Consider the following 23030-nt stretch of genomic DNA (forward strand, 5'->3'; position numbering starts at 1 on the left):
CATTATTTAAATATCATTATTAAACGATCTGATTCTTTCTCGTTAAATTTATGTAATTTATAATCGCCAAATGTATCTAATAAAAAAATGCCTGCTTGCTCCATCATTTCTTCAAAATTGGCTAAAGTAAGTGCTTTTACTTTTTCTGTAAATTCATAATTTTCGTTATTATACTCAAATGAAATGTTTTTAAAGATAAAATTGTTTTCACTCCAACGTTTAATTGTAAAAACAATACCATCAACCTCTTTAACTTCATTTTGCATCAAATTTTCTAGTACTTTATGTACATTCATAAAATCTAAAACGGCAAAACCATACTCACTTAAACTATTTTTTATAGCAGTTAATGCTATTAAATTATCATTTTCGTTTTCAAAATAACCAAAGCTTGTAAAAAAGTTAAATATAGCGTCAAACTTTTCAACAAAAGGTTCACGCATGTCTTTTACAACAAAATGTAAATTTTCATTTTCAAATTTTTTAGCAAAATCAATACTGTTTGCAGATAAATCTGCACCTAAAACATTGAATCCTAATTGATTTAAATAAACGGAATGTCGTCCTCGTCCACAAGCTAAATCCAATACCCTTGCATCATCGGGCAAATTTAAATAATTGGTAATGTTGTCAATAAAAAGTTGCGCTTCGGCATAATCACGGTCTTTATATAAAATATGGTAAAAAGGGGTATCAAACCAATTCTTAAACCAATTTTTTTGAGATTCTTGCATTTTATAAATTTTGGAAACGCAAAAATAAACTATTTTTGTACAATTAAATAAATTAATCGTTCCCGAAGGAAAGGAATTGACTATGGAAAATTTTAAAATGGTAGCTAAAACATTCTTTGGATTTGAAGAAATTTTAGCAAATGAATTAGTTAAATTAGGTGCACAGCGTGTAGAACAAGGTACACGTATGGTAAGTTTTTATGGCGACAAAGGTTTTATGTACAAAGCAAATTTGGCATTGCGAACCGCTTTAAAAATTTTAAAACCTATTAAACAGTTTAAGGTTTTTAACGAAACCAGCTTGTATAATGGCATGCAAAGCATAGATTGGAGCGAATTTTTAAGTGTTCATCAGTCGTTTTTAATTGATTCTACAATTTTTTCTGATCAATTCAACCATTCGCAATTTGTTGCTTTAAAAAGTAAAGATGCAATTGTAGATCAATTTAAAAAGAAATTTGAAAGCAGACCAAATATTGATAAAGATCATCCCGATTTACGTATAAATGTTCATATACAAAAAGATATATGTACGGTTTCGTTAGACACTTCAGGGGCTTCATTACATCATCGTGGGTATAGAACAGCTACAAATATTGCACCTATAAACGAAGTTTTAGCTGCAGGTATTTTAATTTTAAGTGGGTGGAATGGTCAATCAAACTTTTTAGATCCAATGTGTGGTTCGGGTACTTTTTTGGTTGAAGCAACTATGATTGCTTGTAATATTCCACCAAATATCAACCGAAAAGAATTTGCTTTTGAAAAATGGAAAGATTGGGACGCTGATTTATTTGAAAAAGTTGAAGAATCGTTATTAAAGAAAATAACCGATTTTCATTATGACATTTATGGATACGACAAAGCACCATCTGCTATTGCAAAAGCTAAAGATAACGCTAGAAATGCCAATTTAGAAGAATATATTAAACTTGAACAAAAAAACTTTTTTGAAACCGAAAAAGAAGTTCAAGGCCCTTTACATATGGTATTTAACCCACCTTATGGTGAACGCTTAGATATTGATTTAGAACGTTTTTATCGCGAAATTGGCGATACTTTAAAACAAAGTTATCCTGGTACAAATGCTTGGTTTATTACTGGAAATGTTGAAGCTTTAAAATTTGTAGGTTTAAAGCCATCGCGTAAAATAAAACTTTTTAATGGTAAATTAGAAGCACGTTTGGTAAAATACGAAATGTATGAAGGCAGTAAACGTACAAAATTTCAAATAAAAGATAACAATGAATAAAGCTACCAAAATTTTAATCATACAATTTTTTTGCTTTGCTTTAATATTTTTAGCAACACGCACAATTATTGTGTATTTTAATATTCTTTCTGGTTTAATGATTCCTATTGTTAGTGGAGTTGCTGCTATTGTTTTGGCACCGCAATTTAAAGTTTTTAAAGTAGATGGAAAAGACACCGTTTTTGTTGCTTGGCTTTTTAGTAAAAAAGGCAAACCCGTAAATTGGCTTTAAGTATAATTAAATGAAAACCAGTGTAATAGCTCACAGAGGCGCTTGGAAAGAATTTAATTTTCCTCAAAATTCTTTAGCTGCTTTAAAAAAAGCAATTGCACTTAATTGTTATGCTTGTGAAATTGATGTTCACCTTACAAATGATGGTTTTGTTGTAGTAAATCATGATTACGATTTTTATGATTTACCTATAGAAACAACCAATTACAATGTTTTAAAGCAAAATAAACTAAGTAATGGTGAACATTTACCTTTATTAATTGATTTTTTTAGCGAAATAAATAAGCAATATAACACCAAATTATTGGTTGAAATAAAAACATCCATTCTTAACCCTAAAAATAGAACTCAACTTTTAATTGATACTATAGTAAATCAGCTACCAAAAGATACCTATTCAGAAAATACCGAGTTTATTTTGTTTGATTTTGAATCGGCACTTTATTTAAAAAGGGTATTGCCCTTTTTTAAAGTACATTATTTAGAAGGGGATAAATCGGCACAAGAAATATTCCAAAATGGATTAAATGGTATGGATTATAATTTTGAATTGCTTTTACAAAATTCAGAAATTATTACTGAATTTAATCAATTAAACTTACAAACAAACAGTTGGACAATAAATGACCTAAATGTTGCAAAAACACTAAAATCAAAAGGTTTATCTTATATTACTACCGATTTACCAAGTTTATTTATAAATGAAGGCTTATAGTTTTAATAATTTTTCTTCTAAAAGTACTAATCCTCTTGTAGCGTTTTCTTTTATAATTTCAATTTTTTTAGAATAAGAATGCACATTTGCAGGGTTTTTATCTATATAAAAAAACTTTTTAGCATTAAAAGCATAATCCATTAAACCTGCAGCAGGATATACTTGCAACGATGTTCCTACAACTACCAAAATATCTGCTTCTTGAACAATTTTAATAGCATTTTCCATTTCGGGTACAGCTTCACCAAACCAAACAATATGTGGCCGTAATTGGTGTTTTTCTTCATTTGTGGTTCCTACATAAATAGGTTTGTTCCAATTATAAATTAAATTTTCATTTTCAATGCTACGCGCCTTTAAAAGTTCACCGTGCAAATGTATAATTTGCTTGCTACCAGCACGTTCATGTAAATCATCAACATTTTGGGTTATCACAGCTACGTTAAACACATTTTGTAAATTGGCAATTTTTTCATGGGCCAAATTAGGTTTCACAGTAAGTAATTGCTTTCTGCGTTGGTTGTAAAAATCTAAAACTAGTTCCGGATTTTTCTTAAAACCATCAATACTTGCTACTTCCATAATATCATGGCCTTCCCATAAACCGTTTGCATCTCTAAAAGTTTTTAACCCACTTTCTGCTGAAATACCAGCACCTGTTAAAAAAACTAAATTCTTCATAAATTCAAATTTCATTTATAAAAATACAAAATAGCCTTTATTAAAACGGAATAGTATCTTTGCTTAAATTTAAAAAAAATGCAATTAAACGATTTATATAAAAATACTGACTATTTATCCTATTTAAGCGGCTTTATTACTCAGAACAGAATGTTGGGGTTTGAAAAAGTTTTAGAAAACCGTACCAATCATTTTTGTGTAGCTGTTGAAGATGTTTATCAATTGCACAATACTAGTGCTGTGATGCGTAGTTGCGAAGTTTTTGGAGTTCAAAATTTACATGTTATTGAGCAAAAATTTAGTAAAACTATTGATAAACAAATTGCTATGGGAGCCGAAAAATGGGTGGATATACAAATGCATAAATCTACACAAACGTGTATTAGCGAAATAAAAAGTAAAGGTTACCAAATTGTTGCTACTACACCGCATAAAGATGCCTTTTTATTAGACGATTTTGACATCACCAAACCTTCGGCATTATTTTTTGGGACCGAAAAAATGGGACTTTCTTCAGAAATTATGGATCAAGCAGATACTTATATTAAAATTCCGATGTATGGTTTTACCGAAAGTTTAAATATTTCAGTTTCGGCTGCCATTATTTTAAATAACATTACAACGCGTTTAAGAAAATCTTCAATAGACTGGCAATTATCAGAAGAAGAATTGTTAACAAAAAAAATAGACTGGGCTAGAAAATCGATAAAAGATATTGATTTTATTACAGAGCGTTTTTTACAAAATCAGTTTTAACAAAAAAAAAAAGTGGGTTTACCAAGGTAAACCCACTTTAATAACCAAAAAAAACACTTATGAAAAACTCAAAAATTCTAAAACATTCACTTGTCCTGTTGTAGATGAGTTGGTACAAATATACGAACATTTATTTTAATCATGCAAATGTTTTTTTAATTTTTTTATTATTTTTTTATCAATCCTAATTCAATTAATCTTTCAGTTAAAAATTCGCCAGCTGTAATATCGTCAAATTGCTTTGGATTATCAGAATTGATACAATTTTCTAAGCAGTTTAAAGGCATTTCGCTTATAGGGTGCATAAAAAATGGTATTGAAAAACGAGAGGTTCCCCATAATTCTCTAGGAGGATTTACAACTTGATGAATGGTAGATTTTAATTTATTGTTTGTATGGCGCGATAACATATCGCCAACATTAATAACTAATTCATCGTTAGCTGCAATGGCATCTATCCATTCGCCATTATGGTTTTGCACTTGTAAACCTTTTCCTTGTGCCCCCATTAACAAGGTAATTAAATTTATATCACCATGTGCAGCTGCACGAACGGCATCTTTAGGTTCATTTAAAATAGGAGGGTAGTGAATGGGTCTTAAAATAGAATTTCCGTTTTTAATAAAATTGTCAAAGTAAAATTCATCTAAATTTAAATATAAAGCCAATGCTCTTAATACATAAACCCCAGTTTTTTCAAGCATTTTATAGGCTTCTTTACCTGTTGAATTAAATTCAGGTAGTTCTTCAACAACTACATTTTTAGGATATTCAGCATCTAATTTAGGATTGTTTTCAACATATTGCCCAAAATGCCAAAACTCTTTTAAGTCGCCTGTTGTGCGTCCTTTTGCAGATTCTTTTCCAAAGGAAACGTAACCACGTTGGCCACCAATTCCTTCAATTTCATACTTCTTTTTTACCTCTAAAGATAAATTAAAAAAAGAGCGTACTTGTTCATATAGTTTTTCAACTAATTGGTCATTTAAAAAATGGCCTTTTAATGCAACGAAGCCAATTTCTTCGTATGCTTTTCCGATTTCATTTACAAATTTTTGCTTGCGTACCGGATCATCCGATAGGAAATCACGCAAATTTACACTAGGTATATTTTGCATATTTAATTCTTTGAATTTCAAATATAAAAATACCTTTTTAAATAAAAAATAAGTACTTGAAAATTCTTAGGATGCGGTTGTTTTTTCGTGAGCCATAAGTATTATTGAAGTAATTGCGTCTTTAATACGTTGTTCACCTTCTGGTGTGTTAAGATCAATTCCACAAAATAAACTTCCATTTGTTTTTGCATGTAAAACCAAGTAATAAACGCCCGAAATTAATACAGCTAAAATACCTCTTAAATCTATATTTGCTTTATCGTAAGTAGGTTCGGCAACTTTAAAAAAAGCTTCACCTAATTCTTCCCGTTTATCAGCAATATTTCGTAAATATGTTTTATTTTCGCCTAATTCCCAATGTATAATTTTTTGTAAAACCTTATCTTTCAACAAAGTATCTAATTGGTTGTGTAACAAACCGTAAATAGCTTCTTTAGGAACAGCTGTTGTGTTTTCTAACATAACAACTAAATCATCTTTTGCTACTGCATTTAAAAAATCGCGCTGTAAAATGTAGGTTTCTACTAAATTATCTAAACTACCAAAATAACTGTAAACCAAACTTTTATCAACACCTGCTTCTTTTGATACAGCAGTAGCATTTAAACCTGTATACCCTTTTTTTAATAAAATTTTCCCTACAGATTGAATCATTTTTTGTTTAGTACGTTCTTTATCACGTAATAAGCCCGAAGTTCGTTTGCGTTTTTTTGGCTCATTTTCCATATCCATGACAATTTTAATTGCAAATTTAAAAAAAAAGAACTGATTTATACCTCATACAAATCAGTTCCTTAAATAACAAACACCATTATTATGGTAAATTAAAATATCAAAATGTGTTTTGGTTTTTTGATTGAAACAAATTTAGAACTATTTTTTCTAATGTGCAAAAAAAAATCACGGTATAGTGAAAAAAAATATAAATATTTCAATTAATAATTTTATTACATTTAATGTCGCGAAATTTAAATATAAATATGGAAGATAATTCAGTTATTTTGGCTCCAGAACTTTTATTAGATCTTTATAAAAAATTGCTAAAACCTAGATTAATAGAAGAAAAAATGTTAGTACTTATCAGACAAGGTAAAGTCACTAAATGGTTTTCAGGTATTGGGCAAGAAGCTATTGCTGTTGGTGTTACAGCAATTTTAGAACCCACAGAATATATTTTACCCATGCACCGAAATTTAGGTGTTTTTACAAGTAGAGAAATTCCATTAAACAGACTTTTTTCTCAATGGCAAGGTAAAAAAAATGGTTTTACTAAAGGGCGTGATCGATCGTTTCATTTTGGTACACAAGAGTTTAAAATTATTGGAATGATTTCGCATCTTGGGCCACAATTAGGAGTAGCTAACGGAATTGCTTTAGCGCATAAATTGCGTAACGAAAACAAAATTACTGCTGTTTTTACTGGTGAAGGAGCTACTTCGGAAGGAGATTTTCACGAAGCGTTAAACGTTGCTGCTGTATGGAATTTACCCGTAATGTTTATTATAGAAAACAATGGCTACGGACTTTCAACTCCAACAAATGAACAATATAAGTGTAACAATTTAGCCGATAAAGGCATAGGTTATGGCATGAAAAGTTATATTGTTGATGGGAACAATATTGTTGAAGTTTATACTAAATTAAATGCTATAGCCAAAGAAATGCGTTTAAATCCACATCCGGTTTTAATTGAAATGAAAACTTTTAGAATGCGTGGACATGAAGAAGCTAGTGGAACTAAATATGTACCAGACGTGTTATTTGAAGAATGGAAAATTAAAGATCCTATTCATAGATTTAAAACATACTTGTTAGAAATGGGGTATTTAACCTATGAACTAGACAATACAATTAAAGCTGAAATTAAAGAAGAAATTGATTATAATTGGAAAGTAACACAAGAAGAACCTGAAATTGTAGTTGATTTAAGTATTGAATTAAATGATGTATACAAACCTTTTGATTATAAACATATTGAACAAATAAAAGAAAATAGAAAAATACGTTTTATTGATGCTATTTCAGAAAGTTTAAAACAATCACTTGAACGCCACGATAATTTAGTAATTATGGGGCAGGATATTGCAGAATATGGTGGAGCTTTTAAAGTTACTGAAGGATTTGTAGATGTTTTTGGCAAAGAACGAATCAGAAATACACCTATTTGTGAAAGCATTATAGTTTCTACAGCAGCTGGTTTATCAATTAACAAGTACAAGGCAATAGTTGAAATGCAATTTGCCGATTTTGTTTCAACAGGTTTTAATCCAATAGTAAATTTACTTGCAAAACAACACTATCGTTGGAATCAAGAAGCTGATGTTGTGGTACGTATGCCTTGTGGCGCGGGTTCAGGAGCAGGACCTTTTCACTCGCAAACTAACGAAGCTTGGTTTACTAAAACACCTGGTTTAAAAGTGGTTTATCCTGCTTTTCCTATTGATGCTAAAGGCTTGCTTAATACTGCAATTAACGATCCAAACCCAGTATTATTTTTTGAACATAAAAATTTATATCGTAGCAAATCGCAAGAAGTTCCAACAAACTATTACACCATACCATTTGGCAAAGCTGCTTTAATTAAAGAAGGCAACAATGTAACTGTAATTTCGTATGGTTTTGGAGTTCATTGGGCGCTTGAAACTTTAGAAAATCATCCTGATATTTCGGCCGATTTAATAGATTTACGCACCCTACAACCTTTAGATTACGATGCAATTAAAAAATCGGTACAAAAAACAAATAGAGTTATAATTTTACAAGAAGATTCTATGTTTGGGGGTATTGCTAGTGACTTGTCGGCATGGATTATGGAAAACTGTTTTGAATTTTTAGACGCTCCTGTTAAACGAGTTGCAAGTATCGAAACTCCAATTCCATTTTTAGATAGTTTAGAGGCGCAATATTTACCTAAAGCACGTTTTGAACAAGAATTATTAGTACTTTTGCAATATTAAAAAACAACATACATTAAACAAACACAACAATTAATGAAAACCATCACATCTTCAAATTTTAATTTTCCAGGGCAACAAGCTGTTTATAAAGGAAAAGTACGCGAAGTATATACTATTAACAACGATTTATTGGTTATGATTGCAACCGATCGCTTATCGGCTTTTGATGTAATTATGCCAAAAGGAATTCCATATAAAGGACAAATTTTAAATCAAATTGCATCAAAATTTATGCAATTAACTCAAGATATTGTTCCCAATTGGTTAATTGCAAATCCAGATCCTAACGTAGCTGTTGGGCATTTATGTGAACCATTTAAAGTAGAAATGGTAATACGCGGTTATTTATCAGGACACGCTGCACGTGAATATGCTGCTGGTAAACGCGTTTTATGTGGTGTAGAAATGGCTGAAGGGATGAAAGAAAATGACAAATTTACTACGCCAATTATAACTCCTACAACAAAAGCAGCTGTTGGAACGCATGACGAAGATATTTCTAAAGAAGAAATTTTAGCGCAAGGTATTGTATCAAAAGAAGATTATGAAATTTTAGAAAAATACACACATGCTTTATATCAACGCGGAACTGAAATTGCAGCATCACGTGGATTAATTTTGGTTGATACAAAATACGAATTTGGTAAAACAAAAGATGGTAAAATTGTTTTAATTGATGAAATTCACACACCAGATTCATCTAGATATTTTTATGCAGAAGGATACCAAGAGCGTCAAAATAACAACGAAGCCCAAAAACAACTTTCAAAAGAGTTTGTGCGTCAATGGCTAATTGCAAACGGTTTTCAAGGTAAAGAAGGACAACAAATTCCTGAAATGACCGATGCATACATTGAAAGTGTTTCTGAACGTTATATTGAATTGTACGAAAATATTATTGGCGAAAAATTTGAAAAAGCAGATTTAACCGATATAAACGCGCGTATTGAAAAAAATGTAAATAGCTTTTTAGCTACATATAATAAATAGTTTATGAGTATTATTCCGGCATTAAAGTGGCGATACGCTACCAAAAAAATGAACGGTGAAAAAGTTGCTCAACACTATGTTGAAAATATTTTAGAAGCAGCGCGTTTAGCACCCACATCGTCTGGTTTGCAACCGTTTGAAATTTTAGTTATTACAAACAACACGTTAAAAGAAAAATTAAAACCTTTTGCTTATAATCAATCGCAAATTACTGATTGTTCGCACTTAATTGTTTTTGCAGCTTGGAGTACATATAATATTGATAAAATAAATTATTATTTTGATTTGTACGAAAAAGAACGCGATTTACCTAAAGGTTTTTCAGATGGATATAAAAATTCTGTTATTAAACAATTGACATCTTTAACACCCGAAAGACAATTTGAACACGCTGCACGCCAAGTTTATATTGCTTTAGGATTGGCATTAACAGAAGCTGGTGCTTTAGAAGTTGATTCAATAGCTATGGAAGGATTCATAAATGCTGAAGTTGATAAATTATTAAATCTTGAACAAAAAGGCTTACGAAGTGTTGTACTTTTACCAATTGGTTACCGGGATGCTGAAAACGATTGGCAATCTGAATTAAAAAAAGTACGAAAACCGTTTGATTATATGATTTCTTATATTGATTAAAAATTTAAATAAATACAAATGAAAACTGTAAAAACTTTAATTACCATTTTATTCATTGCTTTTTCTACAATTGTAAGTGCACAAAATAAAAAATCTGAAAAAGTTGTTATTAAAACACATATTATTTGCGATCACTGCAAAGCGTGTGAAACATGTGGTAAAATGTTTCAAACAAAAATGCTTAAAATAAAAGGAGTAAAAATGTATGAGCTTGACGATGAAAAGGAAACCTTTACAATTTATTATAATCCTAAAAAAACAAATGTTCAAAGCATTAAACAAGCTATTTCAAAATTAGGCTACGATGCCGACGAAATTAAAGCCGACCCAGTTGCTTATGAAAATTTAGATGGCTGTTGTAAAGCATAAAAAAAAGGCTGATTGAAAATTACAATCAGCCTTTTTATATTTTTCTTATGTATCTAAAAAGTAATGGTACCTTCAACTAACATTTCTTCAGATGTTGAAGATCCGTTTTCTTTAACAAACATACCCTTAAAAGTAACTTTACCATTCATTAATTGCGCACCAGCATCTTGGTATTTTTGCAACATTTTTATATCTGTTATTTTTACCGTATTAGCTGAATTTTCAACAGATGTATAAACTTCTGTCATGCTTGAATGAAAATTAATAGCAACGTCACCAAAATTCTCTTCACCGTTTTCATTTAAAACCATGCAGCCAAATCCTATATTTTGAAATGTACCTACAATTTGATACCCCTTAAAAACATCATCTAAGGTCCTTTTTGTCCCCACTACAGCGCCAACACCTGCACTTTTAAATACTTTGTTTTTTTCCGGACCTGATAATATTTTTATTTCAATTTTACCTAATGATTGATTCTGAGACAAATTATCTGGATCACCAGGAACATTTTCTGCGCAAGAATTAAAAATAAAACTAGAAAGCACAACAGTTAATAATAAAAATGATTTAGTAAATTGATTTTTCATATTAAAGTGTTAAAAAAATTAAGTTGCAAATAAATAAAAATATTTTTATTTAAAAAAATAATAGTCAATTATTAAAAAACAAAGAAGCTGTGTAAAAAGTCAGATTCAAAGTCATTTCTTACTTGATGTTAATCTCATACTTTTGATTAAAAAAGTATCATAAGAAGATGACCCGAGCTTGCGAATTGAACGTAGTTAATCAAGTTCAACTTGAAAAGCAAATCCTTTTCAGACAGCCACTTTCAGTTATTGTTTTTGTTCTTTATTAAAATAAACCAAGTAATAATACATTTGTTTTTCTTCGTCCCAACCTTTTTCAATGAATTTTTCGGCAGATTCAGGATTTATAAAATCTAACTTAATTTGCACGTTAGTGTCTAAATTAATTACGTTTTTAATTTTTTTACGTACATCAGAAACCGCGTTGTTTGCAATTGGGAAGTTTGATACATCTTCTATGCTGTATTTTTCAGCGCGATCGGTTTTATAATTTTTAAATTCGGCTTGTAAATCAGGATTGTCAATAACATCGTTTATAAAATTTTGCTCTTCAAACTCATCATTCTTTGCAAAATAATTCACAGAACGGTTCATAAACATAACTTCTTCTTTTTTATCTTCGGCAGGTAAAACCACATCTTTCGCAAAATCTTGAACAAATTTCAAGTACTTTTTGGTCATGAAATTCTCATCCTGAAAAGCATCAACCGATAAAAAATGTTCCAACCAATAACGTGCATCGTAACGGTTGCTATCAATTGTTAAAATTTTGTAGCCTTCTTCTTTTTTGTAATTAAAAATAATACAGCCTTTATCAAGTTTGTTTAAATTGATTCCTTGCTGAAGCACCATTTCTAAGTTGCTGTTACTTTCTTCAAATTGTAAAAAGTCCGATTTTAATTCGCTTTTAAATATTCCAATCGCATCAACAGGGTTGTTATCAATAGTAATATGTGTTAAATAAGTCACATAAACCTCTCCATTTTTAATATGCGGATGGTTTGACTGCTCATATAAATGTTTAGTGATTTTTTTAGAAACTTCATGAACGGTATTAGGATTTGCAAAAATTTCGTTTGCAAAATTGAACATCTCGTTATAATCTAAATCTACATCGTGTGCAAATTGATAGTAATTTTCTTCTTTTTCGCGAAATGGTTTAAAAAAATACTCTTTTAATAATGGTGTTATTTCATCGTTTACATTAAAAGTATTTTCAGACAAAAAAATAGCTTCAGCACGACTTTTGTTACCTACACGATGAATTGATAACGATTCGATATGTGTATTAAATAAATTAATCATAATGTTAAATGTAGTTGTATAAGTTAAAAAAAGAAAACCTTTCAGTTTTCTTTAAAATATTGTTTGTTAAATACTTAAAATCTAATAAGTAAAGTATTTGTTTAAAACCTATCGTCGTAATCAAATTCATTAAAACCTTCATCGCCATCAAACATATCAAAATCTTCTTCATCGTAATCATCATCAAAATCTCCAAAAATATCATCTTTAGAAATTGGGTCATCAAAGTTCTTTACAGGTGCGTCGTCTGGTAAAACACCATGCGCAAACAACAAAGCAGGTAATTCTTTTTCCTCAGAATCATCTTCACTTTCAATAGCTGCTAATTCAACAAAAAAGGTCCAATTTACAAATGGGTCGTATATGTAAAGAATTTTAGTTTGTTCTTCATACAACAAATCATTCAATTTAAAATCGGCCATGGTTTTTTGTTCACCAGGTACATCGCCCATGTCAAACAAAGGAATTTCATCTTCTTGTTCCCAATTATCATCGCATAAAAAAAACGAACCACCTTCGGTACCATCAAAACCAAAAGCGTTGATAATGGTGTTGTGTAAATCTTCTAAAGTATCGGTATCTTTAATTGCAATGTCTCTTAAAACATCGTCTTCAGCATCTAAAATAACACGAAATTTGTAAACCATGATTTTTATTATTTAAAGGCAAATTTAGTATATAAATTAAGTAATTATAGTTTTTAATTTTTCTTTTTTTGTTTATGATGATGAAATATAGCTAATTTTAAGGTATCACAAAAATGTTTTTTTTTAAATAAGTGATATGCTGATTGAATTTATTTTATAAAATTTGTATAAAAATATAGAATCATGAAAAAATTAGGTTTCGCATTTATATTATCAATTTTGCTTGTTTCAACAAACTTAATGTTTGCACAAACAAAAATTGCTACCGAACATAAAACATTAGAAAAACCTTATAATCCAGAGGAAAATGCACAACAAAAGATTGATTTATTACTAAAAAAAGCAAAAAAACAAAACAAGTTTATAATATTACAAGCTGGTGGTAATTGGTGTAGTTGGTGTTTACTTTTTAACGATTTTATAAAAACAAACAAATTAGTTAAAAACGAGTTAAACAAAAACTTTTTATACTATCACTTAAATTATTCAAAAGAAAATAAGAACGAAATAGTATTTGCAAAATACGCTCCCAATGGTTCTAAATTAGGATATCCATTTTTTATTGTTTTAGATAAACAAGGTAAAGTAGTAAAATTACAAGAAAGTGGTAGTTTAGAGCAGGGTAAAGGGTACAATGAAAATAAAGTTTTAGCATTTTTAAAAAGTATAAAGTAATTGTTTTTTGCATATTTTTAGGTAAAACTAATTTTTTGTTAAACATTAAATAATTTAATTAAAACATTTACCAATTTCATTATTAATTTTAAATTTGCATCTTCAACAACAATTTAAAAAAATGGATACAAATTTATTATTAAACATTGCACAGCAATACGGTTGCCCAGTTTATGTGTACGATGGCAACAAAATTGAATCACAGTTTCAACGTTTACAAGATGCGTTTAAACAGGTTAAAAAGTTAAAAATAAATTATGCTGCCAAGGCATTAACCAATATTTCTGTTTTAAAGTTGTTGAAGAAGAAGGGCAGTGGGTTAGATACCGTATCTATTCAAGAAGTATTACTAGGTTTGGAAGCTGGTTTTTCGCCTAACGATATTATGTTTACTCCAAACGGCGTTTCGTTAGAAGAAATTGAAGAAGCAGTAAAATTAGGTGTACATATTAATATAGATAATTTATCTATTTTAGAACAATTTGGTGCAAAACATCCAAATATTCCAGTATGTATTCGTATTAATCCACACGTAATGGCTGGTGGTAATAGCAATATTTCTGTTGGTCATATCGATAGTAAATTTGGTATTTCGGTACATCAAACTCCTCATATCTTACGAATTATCGAAAACACAAAAATGAAAGTTAACGGAATTCATATGCACACGGGTTCTGATATTTTAGATATTGAAGTGTTTTTATATGCATCTGAAATTTTGTTTGAAACGGCTAAGCAGTTTAAAAATTTAGAGTTTATTGATTTTGGAAGCGGCTTTAAAGTACCTTATAAAGAAGGCGATTTAGAAACAGATATTGAAGAATTAGGTGAAAAATTATCGGTTCGTTTTAATGATTTTTGTAAAGAATACGGTAAAAATTTAACTTTAGTATTTGAACCAGGTAAATTTTTAGTTTCGCAAGCTGGTTACTTTTTAGCTAAAGTTAATGTAGTTAAACAAACTACATCTACTGTTTTTGCTGGTGTTGATTCTGGTTTTAACCACTTAATTCGTCCAATGTTATACAACGCGTACCACCATATCACCAATATTTCTAACAGCAACGGTAAAGAACGTTTTTACTCTGTAGTTGGTTATATATGTGAAACAGATACGTTTGCTAGCAATCGTAAAATTGCAGAAATTAGCGAAGGTGATGTTTTATGTTTCCATAACGCCGGAGCTTATTGTTTCTCAATGACTTCAAACTACAACTCACGTTTTAAACCTGCCGAAGTGTTAGTTTATAACGAACAAGTTCATTTAATTAGAAAACATGAAACAATTGCCGATTTATTACAAAACCAAATTATTGTAAACTTCGATTAATTTTTCTTTAAATAAAAACATTTTAATTTAGGCAAACGGTAAGTTTGCCTATTTTTGTATAAAATAAATTCTATGAAACGCAGAAGTTTTTTTAAGTTAGGTAGTTTGGCTGCATTAGGATCAACTTTTTTAAATCCTTTTGAAACACTAGCTAACAATAATTCTAGTACCATAAAAAATGCAAATAAAAAAGCAAAAAACATAATTTTTATGGTGAGCGATGGAATGAGCGCAGGTACGTTAAACATTGCTAACTTGTATGCTAATAGAATTTTAGGAAAAAACACTAATTGGATACAACTTTACACAGAAAATAAAGTAACCCGTGGATTAATGGATATGGCTTCGGCCTCATCTATTGTAACCGATTCTGCAGCTGCAAGTTCTTCATGGGGTGGTGGTTTTCGGGTGAATAATGGTTCGTTAAACATTAATTCAAATGGTGAAGAAAACTTACCTATTTGGCAAAAATTTAAATTAAAAGGTAAAAAAGCAGGTTGTGTAACAACGGTTCCAATTACACATGCAACTCCAGCTGGGTTTACTGTTGCACTAAAAAGCAGAAACAACCAAGATGCAATTGCTGAAGAATATTTACGTTTAGGTTTTGATGTTTTACTTGGCGGAGGACAAAAGTACTTTGATGCCAATTTTAGAACCGATAAAAAGGATTTATTTGCAAATTTTAAATCTAAAAATTACAACGTAGTTAAATCAAAAAGTGAATTACTTAATGTAAAAAGTTCACAAAAATTATTAGGTGTTTTTGATGTTGATGCACTTCCGTATGAAATTGATAGAAAACAGTCAACCGAATTAACAAATACAATTCCAACATTGGCTGAAATGACAAAAGTAGCTATTAACCAGATGAAAGATCATAAAGAAGGGTTTGTACTTCAAGTTGAATCTGGAAAGGTTGATTGGGCAGCTCATGCAAACGATATTTCTGCATTAATTCATGAACAATTACAATTTGACGAAGCTGTTGCTGAAGCTATAAAATTTGCAGAAAAAGACCAAAATACACTTGTTATTATAACTACAGATCACGGAAATGCAAATCCTGGTATGATTTATGGAAAATTTGCAAACAATCACTTTGATAGTTTAGGAAATTATAAATTTACGAACGAATATATTTTAAATCATATTAAAAATAACCAAACCGAAAGTGAAATTAAAGATTTTGTAAAAAGTACGATTGATTTAGAATTAAATACAGACGAACTAAAAACAATAGCTGGTTATTATAACGGTTTAAATAAAGGCGATGATGGATTATATAATTACCGTCATTTACCTTTTCAGGCATTTGCAGAAATACAAAAAAAATACAATTCTGTGGGTTGGATTTCAATGGATCATTCGGCAGATTATGTTGAAATTGCAATGTATGGCCCAGGAAATCATTTACACAAACCGTTTATGAAAAATACCGATTTGCATTTTTTAATGCTAGAAGCTGCCGAAATTGAAAATAATTTTTAGTATTTATACAATATGAAAATTGCTGTTATAAATAATTACGATTCTTTTGTACACAACATTGTTCACTATTTAGAAAGTATAAATGGAGTAGAAGTATCCATTTTTTTAAACAATGCTTTTTATATGGAAGAATTACAAAATTTTGATAAAATTGTTTTGTCACCAGGTCCTGGTATTCCTAAAGAAGCTGGACTACTATTAGATGTTATTGATTTTTATAAAGATAAAAAAAGCATATTAGGTGTTTGCTTAGGGCACCAAGCTATTGCAGAATATTTTGGTTGCACTTTAAAAAATCTAGAAAAACCGTTACATGGCACTGCTACAAAATTACAAATTATACAGACCGATTATTTATGGAATGGTTTAACAAATGAGGTTTTTGTGGGGCATTATCATTCTTGGGTTGTAAATACTGAAAATTTTTCAAAAGTAATTAGTGTCACTGCCGTTGATGATGAAGGAAATATAATGGCTTTAAAACACAATTTTTTTGATATTCGTGGAGTTCAGTTTCATCCAGAATCGGTTTTAACTCCACAAGGTAAAAAAATAATTGAAAATTGGGTTCTTAATAAATAACAATAAAAAAAACGATCTATTGATCGTTTTTCTTATTAGGTTTTCCATTATTAAACTTCACATTTCCTAAAACATCTTTTTTAGTTGGCGTATTGCTTTTTGGTGCAGTTTTTACGTTACTTTTAAAATTAGGTTTAGGAGTAGTTATTTTTTTAAATATATTTTCGTTTTTTGGCTTACTGTCAGTTTTCGTTTTTTCTATTAAAGGTTTTTTAGAGGCCGATATTCCTGCTAAAACGTCTTTAGGATTTTTAGGATTTTCTTTAGTTCCTCTTAAAAAAATAACCAATCCATTTAAAAAATTACGCAAAATTTGATCTTGGCATTCCACATATTTTGGATGATCTTCATTTCTAAAAAAATTTCCAATTTCACCTTTAGAAACTCTAAAATCAACTAATTCCAAAATTTCTATAATTTGATCGTCGCGTAATTGTAAAGCAACACGTAATTTCTTTAATATATCGTTGTTGGTCATTCTACTTTAAATTTTTGTAAAGATACAATAAAAAAGCTTTCTAAAAAGAAAGCTTAATAAGTAATATCGCTGATAGGAGCAAGACTTAAAAAATCATTATTGTTCCATTTAAACTGTGTAACTTTTTGTTCGCCAAAAGCATACATCACATCATTATAAATTAAAATATCTTTAAACTTATAATTAACCGATTTTACTAAAATAGGTTCAACCGGATTGGTTATATCGAAAATTTTTAGCTCATCATCGCAAATAATCAAGTAGTTTTCATACAAAGTTAACCCTCGAGGATATGTTAAATTTCGTTGATGAATAAGTATAGGATTTTGAACATTGGCAATATCATAAACCATTAATTTATTTAAATTGTTTCCACAACCTGTATTGGAATGCAAGGTAACAAAAGCATGGCTTTCATTGGCAACAACTGGATCACAAGCTGTGAAATGCTCTGCTTGCGATAAATATTTAGGATTTTCAGGATTTGAAACATCATAAATAAACATTCCGTTTCTTGACCCCATAAACATCAAATTACCTAAAGAATAAATGGTTTCAATATTACTACCAATAAATACATCGTTAACTTTTACAGGATTATCGGCGTTGCTAATTTGAAAAACATGTAAGGTTTGATAATCTACCGTATATAAATAATTGCCTTTAATAGCAAAAACTGCCATTGAACCACCTTTTCCAACATTTTCAGATGTTGATGACGCTGTATCAGAACCATCGCTGCTACAAAAAATAAATAGAAAACATGTAGCAATAACTGCACTAAATTTTAAAACTTTTTTCATAGTCTATTAATAATTCCAATCAACAATAATTTCATTTTCGCCAACTTGATGCTGCCAACCATCTGGACTCAACTTTTGAGGAAACGTATTGGGTATACGTTTTTGAACAACCACATCATTATTAATTAAGTTAACAGCTACTAAATCAACTGCTTGATTAATGTAAATGGAATTGTCTTTTATAGCCATATCGGTAGCACCTGGAACTTCTAAAAACCCAATTAACTGCGGATTGTTTGGGTTGGAATTATCATAAATATGAAAACCTTTGTTTTCATCTGTAATAAAAATATACGAGTCTTTCACATAAATTTTACCCGCTTTTATCATAGTTCTTGGCTCACTTATTTTAATTGAATTCTCTATTTGATCTCGCGATATAATAATAGGTTCGTAAGGCGATACATAAGGTTCATGAAAGTCATCGTCACTGCCCATATACCAACAACTTTGTAACATTAACAAAGCAAGTAATGAATATATAAATAAAAATTTTTTTGAGTGTATCATTGTGCTTAAATTTACATTTTGGTTAAAAGTATAAATTTAAACTATATATTCTGTTTTTTATTTGTTAAAAATTGAATTTCATCACGTAATTTAGCTGCTTGTATAAAATCTAAATTTTTTGCAGCTTTTTCCATTTCTTTACGTTTATCTTTAATTAGTTTATCAATATCTTTAACCGTTTGATATTCTATTTTTTCTTCTGCAACTGCTTTAAAATCATCTTGTTGTTCGTATCCTTTAAATTGATCAGCTAACGATTTTTCAATTTTCTTATTTAAAGCTTTAGGTTTTAATCCATGTTTTTCATTAAAAGCCATTTGTTTACTTCTGCGATAACTAGTTTCATCAATAGTTCGTTTCATACTATCGGTCATTTTATCGGCGTACATAATTGCTTTACCATTAATATTTCTAGCTGCTCTACCAACAGTTTGGGTAAGAGAGCGTGTACTGCGAAGAAATCCTTCTTTATCGGCATCTAATATTGCAACTAACGATACTTCGGGCAAATCTAACCCTTCACGTAAAAGATTAACACCAATCAACACATCAAACAATCCTTTTCTTAAATCCTGCATAATTTCAATACGTTCTAACGTATCCACATCAGAATGAATATATCTACAACGAATACCTATTTTAGTAAAGTGTTTAGCTAACTCTTCGGCCATACGTTTGGTTAAAGTAGTAACCAAAACACGTTCATCTAATTCAACACGCTGATGTATTTCTTCAACCAAATCATCAATTTGATTTTGACTTGGACGCACTTCAATAATAGGATCTAAAAGTCCGGTTGGTCTTATAACTTGTTCAACGTAAACTCCTTCTGATTTTTGTAATTCATAATCGGCAGGAGTAGCGGAAACATATAAAACCTGATTTTGTAACGATTCAAACTCTTCAAATTTTAGTGGACGGTTGTCCATTGCAGCGGGCAATCTAAATCCGTATTCAACTAAGTTTTCTTTTCTGGAACGATCGCCACCATACATTGCATGCACTTGCGAAACCGTAACGTGGCTTTCATCAATTACCATTAGGTAATCTTTTGGAAAATAATCAATTAAACAAAAGGGACGAGAACCAGGCTCACGACCATCTAAATATCTTGAATAGTTTTCAATACCCGAACAATATCCTAATTCGCGTATCATTTCTAAATCAAAATTTGTACGCTCTTCTAACCTTTTAGCTTCTAAATGCTTGCCAATTTCTTTAAAATATTCAACCTGCTTAACCATGTCTTGTTGAATTTCCCAAATGGCATTTTGAAGTACATCGGGCGATGTAACAAACATATTAGCTGGATAAATGCTTAATAACTGATATTTTTCAATAACCTTAGATGTTTTGATATCAAAAGACTCAATAGCTTCAATTTCATCGCCAAAAAAATGTATTCTAAATGGATCGTCGGCATAACTTGGATAAATTTCAACAGTATCGCCTTTAATTCTAAAAGATCCATGTGTAAATTCAGCTTCGGTTCTAGCATATAAAGATTGAACCAATTGCTGTAAAAACTTTGTGCGGGATATTAATTGATCTTGTTCTACAGTTACTACATTTTTTTGAAATTCTGTAGGATTTCCAATACCGTATAAACACGAAACCGATGCAACAACTAATACATCTCTACGTCCAGATAAAAGGGAAGAAGTAGTGCTTAATCGCATTTTTTCTAGATCTTCGTTTATTGATAGATCCTTCTCAATATAAGTACCTGTAACAGGTAAATAAGCTTCGGGTTGGTAATAATCGTAGTAAGATACAAAATACTCAACCGCATTATTAGGAAAAAATTGTTTAAATTCTGAATATAATTGTGCAGCCAATGTTTTATTATGAGCAAGAACTAAAGTAGGTTTTTGAACTTCTTGAATAACATTTGCTACTGTAAACGTTTTACCCGAGCCTGTTACACCAAGTAAAGTTTGAAAACGATCGTTGTTTTTAATACCCTGAGATAAACTTTTTATAGCTTTGGGTTGATCGCCCATAGGTTGATAATCAGAAACAACTTTAAATTTCATTATATATTTTTTTACAAAGATAAAATAAAAAAGAGAGGTAAAAAACCTCTCTTTAAATGTATATAAACTGTTTAATTAGTTTACTTTGAAAGTTACTCTTCTAGCAAATTTAGAAGCAGCTTTACTAGTACCATCGAATGAAGAATCTTCACCGTTTGCAGTAGTTTTAATTCTAGAGCTAGAAATACCAGCTTGTTCTAAAATTCTAGTAACGTTTTTAGCACGTTTTTCAGATAAACGTTGGTTATAAGATGCATTACCTACAGTATCAGCAAAACCATTAACATTTACAGTTGCATTTGGATTAGAACGTAAATAAGTTACAATAAAGTTAGTAGCTTCTGCATTTTTAGGAGTTGATTTATCAAAATCAAAATAAACTGCTACATAACCTTGGTTGATTAAATCTTGAGCTGTGTTTGAATCAGATGGAGTGAAAGTATCATCACCTTTACCATATTTAGAATCAAAATAATCTTCGTAAGAATCTGGAATACCGTTTTTGTTTAAGTCAATAGAACGACCTTTAGTATCAACCATATTTCCAGCTGGAGTGTTAGGCTCTAAATCTAAATAATCAGCAACACCGTCGTTATCAGAATCAATCATTTTATTTTCGATATCTGTTACACGGTTTTCTAAAGCTTCTACGCGGTTTGTTAAAGCATCATTAGAATACCAATCAGCATGACGATCGTTTCCACCTAAGTAGAAAGATAAACCTAAAGTAGCATTGTATAATGTACCGTTAAAAGATCTATCAGCTTCTTGATCAGCCATCATGTTACCATCAAAAGTATATGTTTGGCTAATGTTGTTGATCATGCTAAAGTCAGCATTTAAAGCAACACGATTACCTAATCTGATTTGACCTGTTAAACCAATGATAAAATTAACCATTTCATCTTTACCAGTAAAAGTCATTGAATTGTCTTTACCAGCTTCCATCCAAGAGTACCCCATACCTGTGTGTGCTAATACCCCTAAAGTATTTGTCCACTCTTCGAAATTCATGATACGACCTAAATTCGCTACACCTTGTAAATTAACGCGGCTATATTTTGTTCTGAAATACATTGATTTATCACCGTTTTTCATATAGTCATAACCATAATCAGCTTTTAAACCAAATTTGTTATTGAACATGTAACGAACACCACCATCAGCATGAAAAAATTGAGAAGGGGTTTCAGAGTAATAACCTGGAGTCATTGGTTGTGAAGGTTTTGATAAACCACCATTTAATTCAATAGACCATTTGTTGTAAGGTAATCCTTCTTGTGCATTCATATTAGTTAAACCTAATAGGGTAGCAATTAAAGGTAAAGTTATTTTTTTCATAAAAACTTTTTTTTAAATTATTAGTAAAATCTGAATATTAGTATTTTAAATTTTCGGTAAAAATAATGTTTTTTAACTAATTACAAAATTTTTTTTTAACTTTTTATCCATTTGTAATCCGAATAAAAAGTACCAAAAGGTAAGAGCGAGGCCAATAAAACTAAAAATGTTTTTTTGACTGACCAATTATACTCGAATTTAAGATAAATAGCCAACACAACGTATAGAACAAAAAGTATGCCATGTGCCATGCCAATTGGGTATAATAATTTTTGATATAGTTCAAAATTATTTGATTTGTTATATAACATATTGTAAAACAATGCTAAATAAGAAATTCCTTCAAGAGCAGCTATTAATCTAAAAAATCGTAGCATTTTAAAATTGTTGAAATTGAGAATTGTATTCTTTTAAATCTGCTAAATTGTGTTTATTGTTTAAATCTAGCATCAACGACATAAAATAAGTAAAACTTTCACTAGCTGTGTTTTCAGCTTGCACTTCAGTTTCGTCTTCAATAGGCTCGTCAGAAGGTATATTAATTAAAAAATCATTGTTTTCCTGAATATGCTCGTAAGCTAAACGTAAAGCTTTTACTAAAACAGGTTTTTCTTCAAGTAAAGCAAATTCTCTAAGTTTTTTTAATTCTGGAATTAAATTTTCTGCAATAATGCCATTAGAAATAACTTCGGCTTGTAATGCTTTAATAATTTTTTGTGCGTTTAAATTTTCCACTTATTTTATTTTTTAAAACTATGCAAAATTAGTGATATTTGTTGAAATTAAAAAAATGTGTTTTATT

At 30.0% G+C, this 23030-nt stretch carries 26 protein-coding genes; 12 read left to right on the forward strand and 14 right to left on the reverse strand.

The features are described 5' to 3' along the window. Window positions 1-2: 2 nt before the first annotated feature. The gene (locus tag P3875_RS07725; protein WP_303443382.1) at window positions 3-734 is read right to left on the reverse strand and encodes an SAM-dependent methyltransferase; all 732 of its coding nucleotides are present in this window, start codon (window positions 732-734) and stop codon (window positions 3-5) included. Window positions 735-816: 82 nt separating this feature from the next. Here P3875_RS07725 and P3875_RS07730 point away from each other — a divergent pair, with 82 nt between their 5' ends. Genes P3875_RS07730 through P3875_RS07740 form a run of 3 tightly spaced genes read left to right on the forward strand, consistent with a single transcriptional unit; the run spans window position 817 to window position 2933 of the window. Beyond that, on the forward strand, window positions 817-1986 hold the full coding sequence (locus P3875_RS07730; RefSeq protein WP_303443383.1) for a THUMP domain-containing class I SAM-dependent RNA methyltransferase: 1170 nt from the start codon (window positions 817-819) through the stop codon (window positions 1984-1986). After that, on the forward strand, window positions 1979-2218 hold the full coding sequence (locus P3875_RS07735) for a hypothetical protein (protein WP_303443384.1): 240 nt from the start codon (window positions 1979-1981) through the stop codon (window positions 2216-2218). The genes P3875_RS07730 and P3875_RS07735 overlap by 8 nt, the downstream gene beginning before the upstream one ends. A 10-nt stretch (window positions 2219-2228) precedes the next feature. Beyond that, window positions 2229-2933 (forward strand): glycerophosphodiester phosphodiesterase family protein, encoded by a 705-nt coding sequence (locus P3875_RS07740; RefSeq protein ID WP_303443385.1) that lies wholly within the window; start codon window positions 2229-2231, stop codon window positions 2931-2933. On the opposite strand, the gene P3875_RS07745 is transcribed toward P3875_RS07740, so the two are convergent. Continuing rightward, window positions 2928-3614: an SIR2 family NAD-dependent protein deacylase gene (locus P3875_RS07745; RefSeq protein WP_303443386.1), complete on the reverse strand. Its 687-nt coding sequence runs from the start codon at window positions 3612-3614 to the stop codon at window positions 2928-2930. The two genes, P3875_RS07740 and P3875_RS07745, sit on opposite strands and share 6 nt — an antisense overlap. A gap of 78 nt (window positions 3615-3692) precedes the next feature. Between P3875_RS07745 and P3875_RS07750 the strand changes: the two genes are divergently transcribed. Continuing rightward, a complete protein-coding gene (locus tag P3875_RS07750) occupies window positions 3693-4370 on the forward strand; it encodes a TrmH family RNA methyltransferase (protein ID WP_303443387.1) in 678 nt (225 codons plus the stop codon). Between the two features lie 167 nt (window positions 4371-4537). On the opposite strand, the gene P3875_RS07755 is transcribed toward P3875_RS07750, so the two are convergent. Further along, window positions 4538-5488 carry an isopenicillin N synthase family dioxygenase gene (locus P3875_RS07755; RefSeq protein ID WP_303443388.1) on the reverse strand — a complete coding sequence of 317 codons (951 nt, stop codon included), beginning with the start codon at window positions 5486-5488 and terminating at the stop codon, window positions 4538-4540. A gap of 66 nt (window positions 5489-5554) precedes the next feature. Further along, complete coding sequence (locus P3875_RS07760) at window positions 5555-6214, reverse strand: TetR/AcrR family transcriptional regulator (protein ID WP_303443389.1); 660 nt, start codon at window positions 6212-6214, stop codon at window positions 5555-5557. Window positions 6215-6468: 254 nt separating this feature from the next. Between P3875_RS07760 and P3875_RS07765 the strand changes: the two genes are divergently transcribed. From P3875_RS07765 to P3875_RS07780, 4 genes are read left to right on the forward strand one after another with little or no spacing between them, the layout of a single operon-like run. Continuing rightward, a complete protein-coding gene (locus tag P3875_RS07765) occupies window positions 6469-8445 on the forward strand; it encodes an alpha-ketoacid dehydrogenase subunit alpha/beta (RefSeq protein WP_303443390.1) in 1977 nt (658 codons plus the stop codon). Window positions 8446-8478: 33 nt separating this feature from the next. Further along, a complete protein-coding gene (locus P3875_RS07770) occupies window positions 8479-9435 on the forward strand; it encodes a phosphoribosylaminoimidazolesuccinocarboxamide synthase (protein WP_303443391.1) in 957 nt (318 codons plus the stop codon). Window positions 9436-9438: 3 nt separating this feature from the next. Further along, window positions 9439-10071: an NAD(P)H-dependent oxidoreductase gene (locus P3875_RS07775; protein WP_303443392.1), complete on the forward strand. Its 633-nt coding sequence runs from the start codon at window positions 9439-9441 to the stop codon at window positions 10069-10071. An 18-nt stretch (window positions 10072-10089) separates the two neighbouring features. Continuing rightward, window positions 10090-10440: a heavy-metal-associated domain-containing protein gene (locus tag P3875_RS07780; protein ID WP_303443393.1), complete on the forward strand. Its 351-nt coding sequence runs from the start codon at window positions 10090-10092 to the stop codon at window positions 10438-10440. 53 nt (window positions 10441-10493) lie between these two features. On the opposite strand, the gene P3875_RS07785 is transcribed toward P3875_RS07780, so the two are convergent. The 3 genes from P3875_RS07785 to P3875_RS07795 all read right to left on the reverse strand — a co-directional run bounded on the left by P3875_RS07785 (window position 10494) and on the right by P3875_RS07795 (window position 12982). Then, entirely contained in the window at window positions 10494-11030 is a 537-nt protein-coding gene (locus P3875_RS07785) for a hypothetical protein (protein WP_303443394.1), read from the reverse strand. Between the two features lie 246 nt (window positions 11031-11276). Further along, on the reverse strand, window positions 11277-12335 hold the full coding sequence (locus P3875_RS07790) for a nucleoid-associated protein (protein ID WP_303443395.1): 1059 nt from the start codon (window positions 12333-12335) through the stop codon (window positions 11277-11279). Window positions 12336-12436: 101 nt separating this feature from the next. After that, the gene (locus P3875_RS07795; RefSeq protein ID WP_303443396.1) at window positions 12437-12982 is read right to left on the reverse strand and encodes an IS1096 element passenger TnpR family protein; all 546 of its coding nucleotides are present in this window, start codon (window positions 12980-12982) and stop codon (window positions 12437-12439) included. Between the two features lie 183 nt (window positions 12983-13165). Here P3875_RS07795 and P3875_RS07800 point away from each other — a divergent pair, with 183 nt between their 5' ends. The 4 genes from P3875_RS07800 to P3875_RS07815 all read left to right on the forward strand — a co-directional run bounded on the left by P3875_RS07800 (window position 13166) and on the right by P3875_RS07815 (window position 17060). Next, the gene (locus P3875_RS07800; protein ID WP_303443397.1) at window positions 13166-13657 is read left to right on the forward strand and encodes a thioredoxin family protein; all 492 of its coding nucleotides are present in this window, start codon (window positions 13166-13168) and stop codon (window positions 13655-13657) included. A 121-nt stretch (window positions 13658-13778) separates the two neighbouring features. Further along, a complete protein-coding gene (lysA, locus tag P3875_RS07805; RefSeq protein ID WP_303443398.1) occupies window positions 13779-14987 on the forward strand; it encodes a diaminopimelate decarboxylase in 1209 nt (402 codons plus the stop codon). Between the two features lie 72 nt (window positions 14988-15059). Beyond that, window positions 15060-16478, forward strand: coding sequence for an alkaline phosphatase (locus P3875_RS07810; RefSeq protein ID WP_303443399.1), 1419 nt, complete (start codon window positions 15060-15062; stop codon window positions 16476-16478). A 12-nt stretch (window positions 16479-16490) separates the two neighbouring features. Further along, a complete protein-coding gene (locus P3875_RS07815) occupies window positions 16491-17060 on the forward strand; it encodes an anthranilate synthase component II (RefSeq protein WP_303443400.1) in 570 nt (189 codons plus the stop codon). A 16-nt stretch (window positions 17061-17076) separates the two neighbouring features. Here the strand turns inward: P3875_RS07815 and P3875_RS07820 are convergent, their stop codons facing one another. From P3875_RS07820 to P3875_RS07850, 7 genes are all read right to left on the reverse strand, one after another. Beyond that, window positions 17077-17538, reverse strand: a complete 462-nt coding sequence (locus tag P3875_RS07820; RefSeq protein ID WP_303443401.1) for a DUF1456 family protein — start codon at window positions 17536-17538, stop codon at window positions 17077-17079. 53 nt (window positions 17539-17591) lie between these two features. Continuing rightward, window positions 17592-18341, reverse strand: coding sequence for an LVIVD repeat-containing protein (locus tag P3875_RS07825; RefSeq protein WP_303443402.1), 750 nt, complete (start codon window positions 18339-18341; stop codon window positions 17592-17594). Between the two features lie 6 nt (window positions 18342-18347). Further along, complete coding sequence (locus P3875_RS07830) at window positions 18348-18851, reverse strand: hypothetical protein (protein ID WP_303443403.1); 504 nt, start codon at window positions 18849-18851, stop codon at window positions 18348-18350. A gap of 41 nt (window positions 18852-18892) precedes the next feature. Further along, window positions 18893-20887: an excinuclease ABC subunit UvrB gene (gene uvrB / locus P3875_RS07835; protein ID WP_303443404.1), complete on the reverse strand. Its 1995-nt coding sequence runs from the start codon at window positions 20885-20887 to the stop codon at window positions 18893-18895. Between the two features lie 75 nt (window positions 20888-20962). Then, the gene (locus P3875_RS07840; protein ID WP_303443405.1) at window positions 20963-22228 is read right to left on the reverse strand and encodes an OmpA family protein; all 1266 of its coding nucleotides are present in this window, start codon (window positions 22226-22228) and stop codon (window positions 20963-20965) included. Between the two features lie 95 nt (window positions 22229-22323). Further along, a complete protein-coding gene (locus P3875_RS07845; protein WP_303443406.1) occupies window positions 22324-22605 on the reverse strand; it encodes a DUF3817 domain-containing protein in 282 nt (93 codons plus the stop codon). Between the two features lies 1 nt (window position 22606). After that, window positions 22607-22963, reverse strand: a complete 357-nt coding sequence (locus P3875_RS07850; RefSeq protein WP_303443407.1) for a hypothetical protein — start codon at window positions 22961-22963, stop codon at window positions 22607-22609. Window positions 22964-23030 lie beyond the last annotated feature (67 nt).

Origin of the sequence: Myroides sp. JBRI-B21084, assembly GCF_030545015.1 — a bacterium.
Lineage (GTDB): Bacteria > Bacteroidota > Bacteroidia > Flavobacteriales > Flavobacteriaceae > Flavobacterium.

Coding starts and splice junctions, on each gene's coding strand:
- P3875_RS07840 (WP_303443405.1), bottom strand. CDS start 22,228: ATGAAAAAAATAACTTTACCTTTAATTGCTACCCTATTAGGTTTAACT.
- P3875_RS07810 (WP_303443399.1), top strand. CDS start 15,060: ATGAAACGCAGAAGTTTTTTTAAGTTAGGTAGTTTGGCTGCATTAGGA.
- P3875_RS07830 (WP_303443403.1), bottom strand. CDS start 18,851: ATGATACACTCAAAAAAATTTTTATTTATATATTCATTACTTGCTTTG.
- P3875_RS07735 (WP_303443384.1), top strand. CDS start 1,979: ATGAATAAAGCTACCAAAATTTTAATCATACAATTTTTTTGCTTTGCT.
- P3875_RS07740 (WP_303443385.1), top strand. CDS start 2,229: ATGAAAACCAGTGTAATAGCTCACAGAGGCGCTTGGAAAGAATTTAAT.
- P3875_RS07775 (WP_303443392.1), top strand. CDS start 9,439: ATGAGTATTATTCCGGCATTAAAGTGGCGATACGCTACCAAAAAAATG.
- P3875_RS07760 (WP_303443389.1), bottom strand. CDS start 6,214: ATGGAAAATGAGCCAAAAAAACGCAAACGAACTTCGGGCTTATTACGT.
- P3875_RS07745 (WP_303443386.1), bottom strand. CDS start 3,614: ATGAAGAATTTAGTTTTTTTAACAGGTGCTGGTATTTCAGCAGAAAGT.
- P3875_RS07785 (WP_303443394.1), bottom strand. CDS start 11,030: ATGAAAAATCAATTTACTAAATCATTTTTATTATTAACTGTTGTGCTT.
- P3875_RS07765 (WP_303443390.1), top strand. CDS start 6,469: ATGGAAGATAATTCAGTTATTTTGGCTCCAGAACTTTTATTAGATCTT.
- P3875_RS07815 (WP_303443400.1), top strand. CDS start 16,491: ATGAAAATTGCTGTTATAAATAATTACGATTCTTTTGTACACAACATT.
- P3875_RS07845 (WP_303443406.1), bottom strand. CDS start 22,605: ATGCTACGATTTTTTAGATTAATAGCTGCTCTTGAAGGAATTTCTTAT.
- P3875_RS07755 (WP_303443388.1), bottom strand. CDS start 5,488: ATGCAAAATATACCTAGTGTAAATTTGCGTGATTTCCTATCGGATGAT.
- P3875_RS07770 (WP_303443391.1), top strand. CDS start 8,479: ATGAAAACCATCACATCTTCAAATTTTAATTTTCCAGGGCAACAAGCT.
- P3875_RS07725 (WP_303443382.1), bottom strand. CDS start 734: ATGCAAGAATCTCAAAAAAATTGGTTTAAGAATTGGTTTGATACCCCT.
- P3875_RS07730 (WP_303443383.1), top strand. CDS start 817: ATGGAAAATTTTAAAATGGTAGCTAAAACATTCTTTGGATTTGAAGAA.
- P3875_RS07825 (WP_303443402.1), bottom strand. CDS start 18,341: ATGAAAAAAGTTTTAAAATTTAGTGCAGTTATTGCTACATGTTTTCTA.
- uvrB (WP_303443404.1), bottom strand. CDS start 20,887: ATGAAATTTAAAGTTGTTTCTGATTATCAACCTATGGGCGATCAACCC.
- P3875_RS07795 (WP_303443396.1), bottom strand. CDS start 12,982: ATGGTTTACAAATTTCGTGTTATTTTAGATGCTGAAGACGATGTTTTA.
- P3875_RS07790 (WP_303443395.1), bottom strand. CDS start 12,335: ATGATTAATTTATTTAATACACATATCGAATCGTTATCAATTCATCGT.
- P3875_RS07750 (WP_303443387.1), top strand. CDS start 3,693: ATGCAATTAAACGATTTATATAAAAATACTGACTATTTATCCTATTTA.
- P3875_RS07820 (WP_303443401.1), bottom strand. CDS start 17,538: ATGACCAACAACGATATATTAAAGAAATTACGTGTTGCTTTACAATTA.
- P3875_RS07780 (WP_303443393.1), top strand. CDS start 10,090: ATGAAAACTGTAAAAACTTTAATTACCATTTTATTCATTGCTTTTTCT.
- P3875_RS07800 (WP_303443397.1), top strand. CDS start 13,166: ATGAAAAAATTAGGTTTCGCATTTATATTATCAATTTTGCTTGTTTCA.
- lysA (WP_303443398.1), top strand. CDS start 13,779: ATGGATACAAATTTATTATTAAACATTGCACAGCAATACGGTTGCCCA.